The sequence below is a fragment of the Pseudarthrobacter sp. TE3704 genome (assembly GCF_056279405.1).
In genome coordinates this window covers 176467-189819 of sequence record NZ_JBWCCJ010000004.1, presented here as the reverse complement: position 1 = coordinate 189819, position 13353 = coordinate 176467, and the positions used below count along the sequence as shown (strand labels likewise).

The window sequence follows — 13353 nt, the reverse complement described above, 5'->3', positions numbered from 1 at the left end:
AGTGGCCGGCCTCCGTCAAAGGAGGCCGGCCACTGCTGTTCCGGGGTGAAATCTCCCGCAATTTAGGGCACTGCAGTGTTGCGGTCTCTCAGTCCGGGCGTGGAAGCGGCTACGCTCGAACCTATGCCGGTATGGTCCAGGACGTCACGTGCAAACGCAGAAAAGAAGGCAGTAGTGTCAGTTGGTCAAGGCCACCCGGAAGGCTCGGAAGAGCTTCGCAAATGGCTGTCCGGGCTTAAACCCGTCACCGGGGCAGACACGATGCTGCGCTTTACGAAGACCCCCGAAGGCTCAATCGACCTCACCCACGCCCACCCCTCAGGCCTGGCGCAGCTCATGGCCGGGCGCCGCACCCGGCTGTCCACCCTCATCCGGGACCGGCAGCAATACGTGGTGGCTGCCAGGGCCTCGCGCAACATCAGGTCCAAGATCTTCGAACTCGCCAATGACCGCGGGATCGACGCCGGCTACCTCTCCGCCGGCACCGTGGTGTGGACATCCGCCGTCGGAGGCAAGCCCCAGCGCGTTTCGGCGCCGGTGATGCTGACCGCCATTTCCCTGACCGTCCGGCCGGGGGAGGACGACTACGAACTCCAGTTGACCGAACAGGCCCACATCAACCCGGCCCTGGTGCGGCATCTCAAAAACGTGCACGGCATCGTTTTTGACGTTAACGCCGTCACCCGCCTTGCCTACAGCACCGCCCGCTTCGATCCGCAGCCCGTGCTGGACCGGCTCGGCACCCTGATCAGGCCCATCCACGGAGCCGAGGCCCAGCACAACCTGCTGGTTTCCACCTTCGCTGACCTTTCGGGAAACCTCGACGATCCCTGGATCAATGACACCAACCCGCTCGTGTCCGCCCTGGCCACCGCCGCGGGCGGCGAAGTGGTGGACGTCGAGGAGCCGGATCCGTCCCGCTTCCCGCCCCTGGACAGCAGGCACCCGCAGGACGAACTCCTGCTGCTGGACGCTGACACGGACCAGCAGTACGTCATCGACGCCGTCCGCGCCGGCGACTCCCTGGTGGTGAGCAGTCCGCCCGGAACAGGACAGACGCAGACCGCCATCAACACCATCGGTGCCCTGGTGGATGAGGGCAAGACCGTCCTGGTAGTGGGGGACCGCCGCGCCAGCCTGAACGAGGTCTCCGGCCAGCTGGAGTCCCTCGGCCTCGAGTCCATCCTGTTCCAGCTGTCCGGGAACGTCACGGCCCAGCAACTGAAGGCCCAGCTGGTGCGGGCCATCGTCCGCAACGAGAAGTCCCTGGAACCCCAGCTTGGGAACCTGCACACCACGCTGACCGAACACCGCCACGCCCTGATGGACCATGTGGCATCGCTGCACAACGTCCGCCAGCGCTGGGGGTGCTCGCCCTACCAGGCCATGCAGTCCCTGGCCGAGCTCACGTCCATCCATCCGGCCCCCGCCACCACCGTGCGGCTGAAGCGGAGCGTCCTGGACAACATCCGCGACCGCGACGAGCTCGCCGGCAGGCTCCGCCGGGCGGCAGAGCTGGGCAGCTTCAGCAAAGCCTCCACCACCAGCCCGTGGCACGGCGCCCGGCTCCTCACCCGCAAGGAAACCGAGGAAGCCCAGGATCTTGTCCGCTCCGTGGAGAAGAGCCTGCCCCTCCTGCGGGACCGCATGAACGCCGTCGCCGAGCACGCGGAAATCCGGCTGGGTGCTTCCTTCGCCGAGTGGGGCGAACAGCTCGAGCTGCTGGTGGCCGTCCGCGGGAGCCTGGACAAGTTCACTCCGGACATCTTCGACAGGCCTGTCACTGACCTGATCTCCGCTACCGCTCCGTCCGCATGGCGGCGGGAACGCGGCATCGAGATGACGTCCATGCAGCGGTCGCGCCTGCGCAGGGTGGCCAAGGAATACGTCCGGCCGGGAGTCCACATCGCCGACCTTCACAGCTCGCTGGTGCTGGTGCAGGAACAACGGGCACTGTGGGCCGGCTATGCCACCACCCAGAGGCATCCTGCCGTTCCCTCCGGGCTCGCCGAAATGAATGCCATGTACCGGGAACTGGACCGCCAGCTCACCCAGCTGGGCGAGGCCCTGAAGCACACGGAAGCGGGCGGCGCACTGTCCCGCGTCCGCTATGAAGAGCTCATGGAGCGCCTCGAGCGCCTGGTGGCGGACACGGACACGCTCAAGACCCTGCCGGAACGCACGCTCCTGGTGGAGAACATGCGCGAGCACGGGCTGGGGGAGCTCCTGGCCGACCTCGCCGAACGGGAAGTTCCCGCGGGTTCCGTGGCAGCGGAGCTGGAACTGGCCTGGTGGCAGTCGGCCCTCGAAGCGATGATCAGCGGCGATGACTACCTGGCGATGTCCGACGGCGATGCCCTCCGGCAACTGGAAGCCGAGTACCGGCTGGCCGACAACGCGCACATTGCCAGCGGCGCCGCACGTCTTCGCTGGGACCTCGCAGAGCGGTGGCGGGCAGCGATCGCGGACCAGCCCCGCCAGGCCGACCTCCTGCGCAGCCTGCTCAAGGACGGCCGGGTGTCCCTGCCGGCACTGACGGCACAGGCGCCTGATCTGATCGGGACCCTGGTTCCCGTGTGGTCCGTGAGTCCCTACCTGATGACCGGACTGCTTCCGGCCGAACAGCATTTTGACGCCGTCGTCATCCTCGACGCCGAAGCCACCTCGCTGCAGGCCGTCCTGCCGTCCATCGCCCGCGCCCGCCAGGTGATCGCCTTCGGCGACTCCCGGATTGCGAGCCCCCGCACCTTCACCGTGGGCGTGGAACGGCTGGCCCCGGGGGAGTCGGCGCACCACCGTGTTGAGAGCGCGTTCACTGCCCTGTCGGCCGTGCTGCCGGTGTGGCGGCTGAACTTCGTCTACCGCGCGGTGGACGAGGACCTGGTCCTGCAGCTGAGCAAGAACTTTTACGACGGCGGCCTGCGCCGGTTGCCGGAGGGCCAGTCCGCCACAGGGCTGGACCGGTCCCTGCTGGTGGAATACCTGCCGGACGGAACAGGGCTGCCCAGTGCAGACCACGAAGGCGTCGAGTCCGTGGTTGCAGAAGTCAACCGTGTTGTGGAGCTGGTCTTCGAACACGCACGGCTGCGGCCGCGTACCTCCCTCGCCGTGGTGACTGCCAGCCTGCGGCACGCCGCCCGGATCGGTGAGTCCATCCGCCTTCAGCTGCCCAACCATCCGGGCCTCGCGGGATTCTTCGGCGCCGGCCCCGAGTCCTTCCGGGTCGTCGACCTGGAACGGGCGCAGGGCCTGGTGCGGGACCATGTCATTTTCTCGCCGGGCTTTGGCCGGACCCCGCACGGGCGTGCCCTGCACAGCTTCGGGCCGCTCTCGGCCGAGGGTGGTCGCGAAAAGTTTGCCTTGGCCATGACCCGTGCCCGGCGCTCCATGCATGTCCTGACGTGCTTCCGTCCGGAGGACTTGGACCACACCCGGCTGACGCACGGAGCCGTGGACCTGTACGCGCTCCTAAACCGGGAGATCTCGGGAAACACCGATCTCGGCACTCCCGCATCGCGCGCCGCCGCCAGCGAGCAGGCCCTTGGCGCAGACCCGCTGGTTGCGGATCTGGGGGACCGCCTGCGTGCACGCGGTGCACGGGTGTGGCACCAGTACGACGGCGCCATTGATGTGGTGGCAGCCGCTGATCCACTTAACACCATGGGCCAGGACGACGCCGACCTCCCGTGGCCGGTGGCCATTGAGTCCGACGGCACCGAACAGTACCGCACCATGAGTGTCCGGGAGCGGAGCCGGCTGCGGCCGCAGCTGCTGGAGCGCCTGGGCTGGCGGTACATGCCGCTGTGGACCATTGAGGTGTTCACCGATCCGTCAGCCTGCGCAGACCGCATCGCAGGGTACCTGGGCCTGGAAAAGATGGCGCTTCCATCGCGGCCGGCGTCTGTCGGTTTCCTTGACGACGACGTTGATCAGGCGCTCAATGATATTGACGCCGCCCAGCCCGCCCCGGTTTCGTATGTAAGGCATTCCACCCGCCCGGCTTCGGGACGCCGGGCCGGCGACACGGGCGACGTCCAGGTTGGGCAGCCTGGCGGCGGGCACGCCGGGGTTGAGCCCGGCGAGGGTGAGCCGGTGCAGGGTGAAACGGTGCAGGGCGGAACGGGCAGCAGCAAGGAGGCGGGCCACATGGCCAGTGAAGAGAAGAACAACAGCGCTGCCGACGGCGGGCCGGCATCGGCTGACACCGCGGCTGCTCCGGCTCCCGGGTCCGCGCAGGGTGGTACCGAAGGAATCCTGCCCAGGACGGCGTCGGAAGACGATCCCCGCGCCTGGGGCGACCGCGAGGATGACCACGATGCCTGGCTGAAGGAACAGAAGCCGCCGCACTGGGGCTGACGCCGAGCGGTAGCTCTGGAGCGGGTTTATGCGGCCGGTCAGGGAGGTCCCACCAGGACGAAAAACAGTTTGCCCTGGGTTGACGCCCCGGCGAGCCGGGCTGCCTGTGCTGCATCGGCGGCCACCACAATCAGGCCGTCGGTCTCCTGGGTTCCGAGCCACTGCCCGCCCTGCCCGCCCTGGCCGCCCTTTGTGGACGTCCACAGCACCGGCACACCGGATGCAAGGACTTCCGAAGGTTCCTGCTGGTCGAAGCCGTTCGCTGCTGTCAGCACCACGTTGACCAGCTGGCCGGGGGACACCAGCTGGATGGACGAGGGATCGGCCATCCTCAAGGGAACGGCTGCTGAGCCCGGCGCGCTGCCCGTCAGCAGGCCGGGACCCACCAGCTGGGCATCCGTCAGCAACTGGCCCTTGCGCAGCGGAGCTGCCAGTTGTTTCCCGGCCGCCTCGGCCTGGTCGCGGAGGAACCCGTCCGCCAGCATGCCCGGCGGCACCTGTACTTCAGCAAGGTCTGCCGCCGCCATGGCTGACCCGGCAGGCAGGTCCCGGGCGGCAGCCAGTGCGGTCACGGTGTAAACCGGTGCCGGAGTCAGCTGGTGGACCGTGAGTGCTGCCGCCGCGCACAGAAGCAGTGCGACGGCAAGGCGCCGGTTGCGGCTCAGCCATCCAGCGAGTCTCGCAGCCGGGCGGCTGGTCCCGGAACGGCCGGACGAACGGGGCCTCCGGTTGCGGTGGAGGAACCCGGGGGTGTCCCGGCGGGCGCGAAGCGGATGTGCAGGCATGACCCCACGCTAAGGGCGCCGGGAAAGCAAACGACAGCGGCCCCGCGCCTATGTGGACAACGTCCGAAGGGGACGTCCAGTCACAAGGCGCGGGGCCGCCGTCGACATGGCGGACGCTGAATCAGCTGGCGGCAGCCGCCGGAACGGAGGCCGCGGGGGCAGCTGCGGGAGCGGGTGCGGTGGACGCAGGCGCCGCGGGAGCTGCCGACACCGTGCTGCCCTTGGAATCGCGGGAGTCGGTGCGGTAAAAGCCCGAGCCCTTGAACACGACGCCCACGCTGTTGAACTTCTTGCGCAGGGTGCCCTCGCACTCGGGGCACGACGTCAATGAGCTGTCCGAGAAAGACTGGACAATATCGAAGGCATGGCCGCAATCCTTGCAGGCGTAAGCATATGTTGGCACTGGTGCTCCTCCTCTTGGGCAAACGAGAGGTCCCGTGCTGCCACCTGGTAATCCATTAGCAGTCGCAGGGCCTGAGTGCTAATTCTATCATCCTCCGGCGCCCCCGCCACCTGGGCTTACACTCCGCTGGCGAGCGACCTGAGCCCGGACGGTGCCAGCACGGCGGGTACGGGACGGTCGAACTCTTCAGCGGGAATGTGCCCGGCCGGAAGCAGTTCATCGTCGTAGATAACAGCGGCGAGCGGAATTTCCTTCCCGGCGGTCGCAAGGTGACCAAGGAACTTGTCATAGTAGCCGCCGCCCTGGCCCACCCTGTTGCCTTCAAGATCCACCGCGGTTGCCGGGATGAACAGTGCCGCCGCTTCGCCCGCCACGTCGGGTCCGTGCCGGGGCCCGGCAGGTTCCAGGATGGGCGCATACTTGCTGCGCTCAAACGCAGCTTCCGGGCTCCAGAAAACCCAGCTGAGTTCCCTGCCGGGTTCGCAGACGGGAAGCAGGACCTTGTGGCCGTTACCGTGCAGGGCGGTGATCAGGGGAAGGGTGGGCGGTTCCACGCCGATGCCCAGGTACACGCAGAACGTGGCCGGCTTCCCGCCGGACAGGGATTCAGCCCACGCAGCACCATGGACGGCGAGGGCAGCCCCGGCGGCCTCCAGGCCGGCGGGAGTCAGTGTTGCCCTCCGCCGCCGGTGCTCTGTGCGGATGCCGTCCTTGGCGGCAGCGTCGAAGGCGTGCCTCGTGTTCGTCTTTTCCGGCATGGTGCATGTCCTCCCTTGCCCGCCGTTCGGCGGTTTCCGTGGCGCCCCCAGGCAGGTGGCGGCCCGTCCTTTGATTACTGAATGCTTGACGCTGACGTTAGATTAGTCCGGTGAGTACCAGTAACCCGAGAGTTCGCAAAGCCGTCATCCCCGCTGCCGGGCTGGGTACCAGGTTCCTTCCTGCCACCAAGGCCATGCCCAAGGAAATGCTTCCCGTAGTGGACAAGCCTGCCATCCAATACGTGGTTGAGGAAGCCGTCCACGTGGGTCTCAACGATGTCCTGATGATCACGGGACGGAACAAGAGGGCGCTGGAGGACCACTTTGACCGCGTCCCCGCACTGGAGTCCACGCTGGCGGACAAGGGTGACAACGAAAAGCTCGCGTCCATTCAGGCGGCCAGCAACCTCGGTGACATCCACTATGTGCGCCAGGGCGACCCCAATGGCCTGGGCCACGCAGTGCTTCGCGCCAAGCAGCATGTTGGCGACGAGGCATTCGCCGTCCTTTTGGGCGACGACCTCATCGATGCCCGGGATGAACTGCTCAGCACCATGATCGACGTGCAGGCCAAAACCGGGGGCTCCGTCGTGGCGCTTATCGAAGTGGAACCCTCACAGATCAGCGCCTACGGCTGCGCTGATATCCAGGAGATCGACGGCGAAGGGTACGTGCGGATCAACCGCCTGGTGGAGAAGCCCACCCCCGACGAAGCACCGTCCAACCTGGCCGTGATTGGCCGTTACGTGCTGCACCAGGCCGTCTTCGAAGTCCTTGAGCGCACCGGTCCGGGGCGTGGCGGCGAGATCCAGCTGACGGACGCGCTGCAGGAACTGGCCACCGGTGACGGTGAAGGCCACGGCGTCTACGGCGTGGTGTTCCGCGGGCGCCGGTACGATACAGGCGACAAGCTGAGCTACCTGAAAGCGTGCGTCCAGCTCGCCATCGACAGTGACGATCTGGGCCCTGGCCTGCGGGAGTGGCTGCCGGGCTTCATCAGCGGCCTTTCCAAGTAGCACCATGCGCCTTGGCCCTATCTGGCCCGTAACCCTGGAATGTGGCGACCTGGTCCTGCGCCCCATCCGGTACCGGGACAAAAAAGAGTGGACTGAAGTCCGTTCCCGCAACACGGAGTGGCTGGCGCCGTGGGAAGCGTCCAACCCGGACCCGCGGGGAGGCCTGCCGGACTACCGGCAGATGGTGCGCTCCCTGAACGCGCAGGCGGCCCAGGCCACTGCGCTGCCGTTCGTCATTACCGAGCGCGTGCCAGGCAGCAGGAACCCGGCCATCATCGGCCAGCTGACCGTCTCGTCCATCGTGTGGGGATCAGCCATGATGGCGACCCTGGGGTACTGGGTGGACCAGGCGAAAGCCGGGCGGGGCATCGCCCCGACTGCGGTGGCGCTCGTCACCGACCACTGTTTCCAGACGCTCGGACTGCACCGGATGGAAATCAATATCCGGCCGGAAAACGGGCCCAGCCTGCGGGTGGTGGAGAAGCTGGGTTTCCGGGACGAGGGGTACCGTCCCCGCTACCTGCACATCAACGGCGACTGGGCTGATCACCGGTCCTTCGCACTGACGTCCGAGGAAGTTCCGGACGGCCTGCTCCGCCGGTGGCTGGCGTCCCGCCCGTCATAAATCCACTCATTTGCGAGCCGGGCCGCGACACACCGAAGCTAATGCGGCGCCATACCATGTGATGCTCATACGGTTTTGAGTGTGGACTTCCCCCTTAGCAGCTCAGTGATCCTTGTGGTTGCCGTCGTGCTCTGGATTGTGTGGGTTGCCCCGTACGTCCTCCGGAACCGCCGGCACCAGTTCCAGCCCGCCGGTGACTTTCCGGCAGACGCACCAGCCGACGAAAGACCCGAACCACCAGCCGGTTTGGTACTGAAAATCGCCGCCCAGCAGGAGAAAGCAATGGAAACCAGGAAGAGCGCCGGACCGGCTTCCAATGCTGGCAGCTCCGCACCTTCGGGCCATTTCCACATCCGCTATGGCCGTACCGCCCTGGCTCTCGTCGGGTTTCTGTCCCTGCTGACGGCGCTTGTCTCCGGAGTGCTGTTGCCCTTCGGGCTTGGCTCGCCTGTCCTCCCGCTGACCTGCGCAGCGCTGACCGCGGCCTCCGTCGCCATTCTGCGCTGGCTGGCTGTCCGGGACCGTAAGGCGAAAGTCGATGCGGCCTTTCGCTCGGCAATGAGTGCACCGGTACGGCGGCCTGATGCCACCGAGCACATCCCGCCCAAGCCTGAAGTTGCTCCTGCCCGCCGGGAAAGCCCCCTTTTTGACGCCGAGGCGCACCAGCCTAAGGCCCAGCAGCTCACAGCACAGGAACTTCGCGCGGCAGCCCTCGCCGTGGCCGTGGCTGCAGGTGATGCCAGTGCGGCAGCAGCGGCGTCGAAAACTCCTTCAAGCACTCCCTGGGAGCCCGTTGAGGTTCCCAAGCCCGTGTACGTGGAAGCCGCCAAGGCTGAGCGCCCGGAGCCCGAACCGCTTGCGTTGCCTGCGGCCCCGAAAGCCGTGGGCAAGCCCTCCCTGAAGCAGGGTACGGCAGCCGCTCCGCCGTCTGCCCCCGCGGTAGCCGAAGACCAGCAGCTCAGCAAGGCGCAGAGCGCCCTCAGTAACCTCGACGACGTCCTGCAGCGCCGCCGCGCCTAGGAAGCACGTGCCGCGGGGCGCGATGCAATGCCCGACGCCGGCAATCACCTTGCGATCCGTATCTGTTGGCGCGCCGGTTGGCATTGAGCGGGGAAAATTTGTAGCCTAGGGTCACCGGTTCCGCACCCGCACCGCGAGGGCGGCCACTTCCGGGGCTATAGCTCAGTTGGTAGAGCGCTTCGTTCGCATCGAAGAGGTCAGGAGTTCGAATCTCCTTAGCTCCACACAATGCACGGCCAGACCACGGGCGCGCCGCACCCGTGAAGGAACATGACAATTAATTTCTCCGCTGCCAGGTCCATGGCCGTTCTCACCAGTCTTCTCTTAGCAGGCACTCTCGCCGGCTGTGATGCTGCAGCCCAGGCATCGCCGTCGTCAGCCAACCCTGAAGAAGCCGCTGCCGCCCTGGCCCGGCTGGAAACCATTCCGGTCAAGGGCCGCGCACCGAAGACCGGCTACAGCCGCGACGAGTTTGGGCCCGCATGGGCGGATGTGGACCGCAACGGCTGCGATACCCGCAACGACATCCTCGCCCGCGACCTGGAGGATGAGACGTTCAAGCCCGGCACCCGGAACTGTGTGGTGGCCACCGGCACGTTGGCCGACAAGTACACCGGCACCACCATCAGTTTTGTCCGCGGCCAGGACACCAGCACGGCGGTCCAGATCGACCACATCGTTGCCCTCTCCGATGCCTGGCAGAAGGGAGCCCGGCAACTCAGCGACGAAGACCGGCGGCAACTCGCCAATGACCCCTTGAACCTGATGGCAGCAGACGGACCCACCAACAGTGCCAAGGGTGACAAGGACGCCGCGACGTGGCTTCCGCCGAACAAGGCGTTCCGCTGTGAGTATGTTGCACGCCAGACCTCGGTGAAGGCGAAGTACCAGCTGTGGGTGACACCGGCGGAGCGCGACGCCATCGCCGGAATCCTGGCCGGCTGCGTTTAGGAGCCTGCTACAGCCAGCCCTTCTTCTTGAAGATGGCATACATAGCCAAGGCCGTCGCCGCCATCAGGCCGATGGCCATCGGGTAGCCCAGGTCCCAGTGCAGCTCGGGCATGTGGTCGAAGTTCATGCCGTAGATGCCGGCCACGAACGACGGCGCAAACAGGATTGCCGCCCAGGAGGAAATCTTCTTCACCTGCTCGTTCTGCTCCGCGCTGGCCTCGTTTTGCCGGTTGGCCGTCAGGGTTCCGTCCAGGGTCAGGGCGTTCTGCAGGAGGTCCCGGAAGGAGTCTGCCCGGGAAATCACCCGTTCCACGTGGTCCTCCACGTCCCGGAGGCTGTGCTGGAGCTCTGTTTCAACACCGTACTTCGCGAACCCCCGCTTCAGCTGGTGCATCATGTCCGGCAGCGGGTGGATGGCACGCTGGAACTGGATCACTTCACGGGCCAGTTCGTAGATCCGCCGCGACACCGTTGTGTCGCCGCTGAAGAGCTGGTCCTCGATCTCGTCGATGTCGTTTTCAAGCCCGGCCACCACGGGTGCGTAGTCGTCCACCACCCTGTCCAGGAGGGCATACAGCACGGCCTCCGGGCCGTGCCGCAGAAGGTCCGGACGTGCCTCCAGGCGTTTCCGTACACGGGCCACGCCGGCCATTTCCGCGTGCCGCACCGTGACCACGAAGTTCTTACCGGTGAAGATATGGAGTTCCCCAAATTCCACCGTCTCGCTTGCATCCAGGTACCGGGCGGGCCGCAGGACCGTGAACAGGTTGTCCTCGTAGCGCTCCATCTTGGGGCGCTGGTGTGCGGAGATGGCGTCCTCCACCGCAAGGGAGTGCAGCCCGAACTCAGCGGCCACTGCCGCCATCTCCTCGGCGGTAGGACGGTACAGCCCGATCCAGGCCATACCGCCGTGGTGCGCCAGGGTTTCGAACGTCTGCTCCAGGTTTTCGGGTTCGGCATGGCGCACGCCGTCCACGTAAACGGCGTTGTCAATGATGGTCATGGGCGGGCGCCTCCTGTCTGCATATGCCGCATGCTCAGGACATGGCTCCGATAATGGCCCCTGAGACTGTCATGGCTACCAGGTCATGGCCGGAGTCGATCAGCGTCACGGCGGCCGGGCGCCCGGCGAAACCATTGTGGATGGCGTGGCCGCCCGCCCTGAAAACAAGCCCCACAACCAGGGCGAACCAGGCGCCGGCCAGGGCATTGTCCAGCCCCAGCTTGCTGATCAGGACGGCAAGGAGGATGGCAGTCAGCGCCGCGAACACCATCATGGGGAGCCAGATCCCGGCCCCGCCGCTGATGTTTTTCAGGTCGTCCTCGCTTTTGCCGATGGCGGCCATCCACCGGTTGCCCAGCACCGCAGGCATGTACCAGACGAAGCCGATGGCCATCGTTGCCGCGAAGGCAAGCAGCACCGCAAGCCAGTTGATCTGTGAAACGTAAGAGAGCCAATCCATTCTCGAAATCCTAGCCGTCCGGCCGCCGCCGGCCGGGATGCGGAACGTCGGCCGACGGCGGGGATGGAGTGGTCAGCTGCCCGCAGCCTTGGCGAGTCCACTGATCAGGGGCTCGGTCCGGTAGGGGATGTGCGTGTGCAGCGCAAGGACAGTTTCAGTCCGGATGACGCCCTTGATCCGCAGGACCTGCCGCAGGGACGCCTGCAGGTTGTGCGTATCCGTTGCCACCACCCGGCACCAGACGTCGCCGCGGCCCGATATCTCGTGGACCTCCAGGACCTGGGGGATCAGCCGCAGCGCCGCTACCACGCCGTCCAGCTCACGGTGGGACACCTCGATGGTGACGAAGGCCACCACGTCATAGCCCACAGCCTCCAGGTCAACTTCCCGCCCGCCCGGGCGCAGCACTCCGGCCCGGATGAGCCGCCGGACCCGGGACTGCGCGGTGTTGCGGGCAACGCCCACCGAGTCGCTCAGCTCGCCCACCTGGATCCGGGGATCGCGGATCAGCGCCAGGAGGATCTTCAGGTCGGTAGGGTCCAGCTTGTCCAAATGGTCACTCTCCATCATCGGCGGGTGCAAGTTTTGACGATCCTGCTCAATTCTTCCATGTATTTCCGCGCAAACGAGCAGTAGTGCTCCATTCTGGAGCCATCACCTATTCACGCCGCGGGGGGCTCCCACAAGGACCACCCGCCGCGGCAAATCCGGAAGGCGGCATCATGACGGTCTTCAGCGAACTCCGTATGCGGCCCGCTCCGTCCGCAGCTGCGGGATGGGATGCCTCCACCACGGCACGGCTGGTGATGGCGGGTGCCGTCATTTTTGTCCTCTTGGTGGGAGCCAACCTTGCCACCCCGCTTTATCCACTCCTGCAGGCCGGGCTGGGGCTCTCCGCCCTGGACGTGACGGCTGCTTTTGCCAGCTACGTCCTTGCCCTCGTGGCCACGTTGATGCTGGCCGGGCACTGGTCGGACCACATCGGACGCCGCGCTGCACTCCTTCTGGCCGTGATCACCGGTTTGGCGGGCGGCTGGGTCTTCGCCGGGGCGGGTTCGTTGGCAGGGCTGTGTGCCGGGCGGGCGCTGCAAGGGGTGGCTGTTGCGATGGCCACGGGTGCGAGCGCGGCGGCCCTGCGCGAACTGCTGCCGTCCCGCCCGGAATGGGCGTCCCGCTTTACCCTGCTGGCCTCGGCCGGTGGAGTAGCTGCGGGACCGGTCATCGGAGGGCTGTTGTCCCTGCTGCCCGGAGCCACCACCGCTCCCTATGCCGTGTACTCCGTGGTGCTCGCGGCGCTTCTGGTGCCGCTGTACCTGATCCGGGCCCGTCCGGCCATCATGCTGCCCTCGCCGTCCAGGCCGCTGCAGGCACTGGCACCGCGGCGCCCGTCCGTGTCGCAGAACGCACGGGCAGCGTTCTGGCTGGCATCCGCCGTCGGCTTCCTCAGCTTTGCTGTCTTCGGGTTCTGCCTTTCGCTGGCTCCCGGTTACTTCGCCCAGGTGCTGGGGACGGAATCCCGGCCCCATATTGGATTGCTCGCAGGCCTCCCACTGGGCGCGTCAGCCCTCAGCCAGCTGCTGGCTGTCCGCGGCCGGTACGTGGTTCCGGCCGGACTGGCCGTGCTTGGCGGGTCAGTCTTCCTGCTGGGGGCCGCCGGCGCGTGGCACAGCCCCGTGCTGCTTGTGCTTGCGGCGGCGACGGCCGGTGCCGGCCAGGGTTTGGCATTCCGCACCGTCTTCAATGAGGTGGCTGCCCGCGTGGAGCCTGCCCGCCACGCCCAGATAGTCAGCACGGTGTACGTCATTACCTACCTCGGCAGTGCCGTCCCGGTCCTGGGGCTCGGCTGGGCAACAGGGGTTTTCGGCCAGGCTCCTGCCGTGGCCGGTTTCGTCGCGGTGTGCGGTACGGCGGCGCTTGCCCTGTCCGTCGTGACACTTGCGCACACGGTGCGCCGCCACCCCGGAAAGGGCTAGCTG

General features: G+C 66.7%; 12 protein-coding genes and 1 tRNA gene. 7 read left to right on the top strand and 6 right to left on the bottom strand.

The features are described from left to right. Window positions 1–123: 123 nt before the first annotated feature. Window positions 124–4356, top strand: a complete 4233-nt coding sequence (locus ACZ9BC_RS11950) for an AAA family ATPase (RefSeq protein ID WP_476246127.1) — start codon at window positions 124–126, stop codon at window positions 4354–4356. 38 nt (window positions 4357–4394) lie between these two features. On the opposite strand, the gene ACZ9BC_RS11945 is transcribed toward ACZ9BC_RS11950, so the two are convergent. The 3 genes from ACZ9BC_RS11945 to ACZ9BC_RS11935 form a co-directional block, all read right to left on the bottom strand. After that, on the bottom strand, window positions 4395–5141 hold the full coding sequence (locus ACZ9BC_RS11945; protein ID WP_476246126.1) for an RcpC/CpaB family pilus assembly protein: 747 nt from the start codon (window positions 5139–5141) through the stop codon (window positions 4395–4397). Window positions 5142–5262: 121 nt separating this feature from the next. After that, window positions 5263–5544 (bottom strand): FmdB family zinc ribbon protein, encoded by a 282-nt coding sequence (locus tag ACZ9BC_RS11940; protein WP_275724996.1) that lies wholly within the window; start codon window positions 5542–5544, stop codon window positions 5263–5265. Between the two features lie 116 nt (window positions 5545–5660). Beyond that, window positions 5661–6302 carry a 5-formyltetrahydrofolate cyclo-ligase gene (locus ACZ9BC_RS11935; RefSeq protein ID WP_476246125.1) on the bottom strand — a complete coding sequence of 214 codons (642 nt, stop codon included), beginning with the start codon at window positions 6300–6302 and terminating at the stop codon, window positions 5661–5663. Window positions 6303–6412: 110 nt separating this feature from the next. On the opposite strand from ACZ9BC_RS11935, the gene galU reads away from it, so the two are divergent. The 5 genes from galU to ACZ9BC_RS11910 all read left to right on the top strand — a co-directional run bounded on the left by galU (window position 6413) and on the right by ACZ9BC_RS11910 (window position 9914). Continuing rightward, window positions 6413–7318 carry a UTP--glucose-1-phosphate uridylyltransferase GalU gene (gene galU, locus ACZ9BC_RS11930; protein WP_476246124.1) on the top strand — a complete coding sequence of 302 codons (906 nt, stop codon included), beginning with the start codon at window positions 6413–6415 and terminating at the stop codon, window positions 7316–7318. 4 nt (window positions 7319–7322) lie between these two features. Then, window positions 7323–7943 carry a GNAT family N-acetyltransferase gene (locus tag ACZ9BC_RS11925; protein ID WP_476246123.1) on the top strand — a complete coding sequence of 207 codons (621 nt, stop codon included), beginning with the start codon at window positions 7323–7325 and terminating at the stop codon, window positions 7941–7943. An 81-nt stretch (window positions 7944–8024) separates the two neighbouring features. Then, entirely contained in the window at window positions 8025–8963 is a 939-nt protein-coding gene (locus ACZ9BC_RS11920) for a hypothetical protein (protein WP_476246122.1), read from the top strand. A gap of 151 nt (window positions 8964–9114) precedes the next feature. Continuing rightward, window positions 9115–9187, top strand: a tRNA-Ala gene (locus ACZ9BC_RS11915). A gap of 46 nt (window positions 9188–9233) precedes the next feature. Further along, window positions 9234–9914 (top strand): HNH endonuclease family protein, encoded by a 681-nt coding sequence (locus ACZ9BC_RS11910; protein WP_476246121.1) that lies wholly within the window; start codon window positions 9234–9236, stop codon window positions 9912–9914. Between the two features lie 7 nt (window positions 9915–9921). Here the strand turns inward: ACZ9BC_RS11910 and corA are convergent, their stop codons facing one another. The 3 genes from corA to ACZ9BC_RS11895 all read right to left on the bottom strand — a co-directional run bounded on the left by corA (window position 9922) and on the right by ACZ9BC_RS11895 (window position 11947). Next, window positions 9922–10917: a magnesium/cobalt transporter CorA gene (gene corA, locus ACZ9BC_RS11905; protein ID WP_079597366.1), complete on the bottom strand. Its 996-nt coding sequence runs from the start codon at window positions 10915–10917 to the stop codon at window positions 9922–9924. Window positions 10918–10951: 34 nt separating this feature from the next. Next, window positions 10952–11377, bottom strand: coding sequence for a DUF1761 domain-containing protein (locus ACZ9BC_RS11900; RefSeq protein ID WP_476246120.1), 426 nt, complete (start codon window positions 11375–11377; stop codon window positions 10952–10954). Between the two features lie 72 nt (window positions 11378–11449). Next, complete coding sequence (locus tag ACZ9BC_RS11895; RefSeq protein ID WP_115525159.1) at window positions 11450–11947, bottom strand: Lrp/AsnC family transcriptional regulator; 498 nt, start codon at window positions 11945–11947, stop codon at window positions 11450–11452. Window positions 11948–12099: 152 nt separating this feature from the next. On the opposite strand from ACZ9BC_RS11895, the gene ACZ9BC_RS11890 reads away from it, so the two are divergent. Then, entirely contained in the window at window positions 12100–13350 is a 1251-nt protein-coding gene (locus tag ACZ9BC_RS11890; protein WP_476246119.1) for an MFS transporter, read from the top strand. Window positions 13351–13353 lie beyond the last annotated feature (3 nt).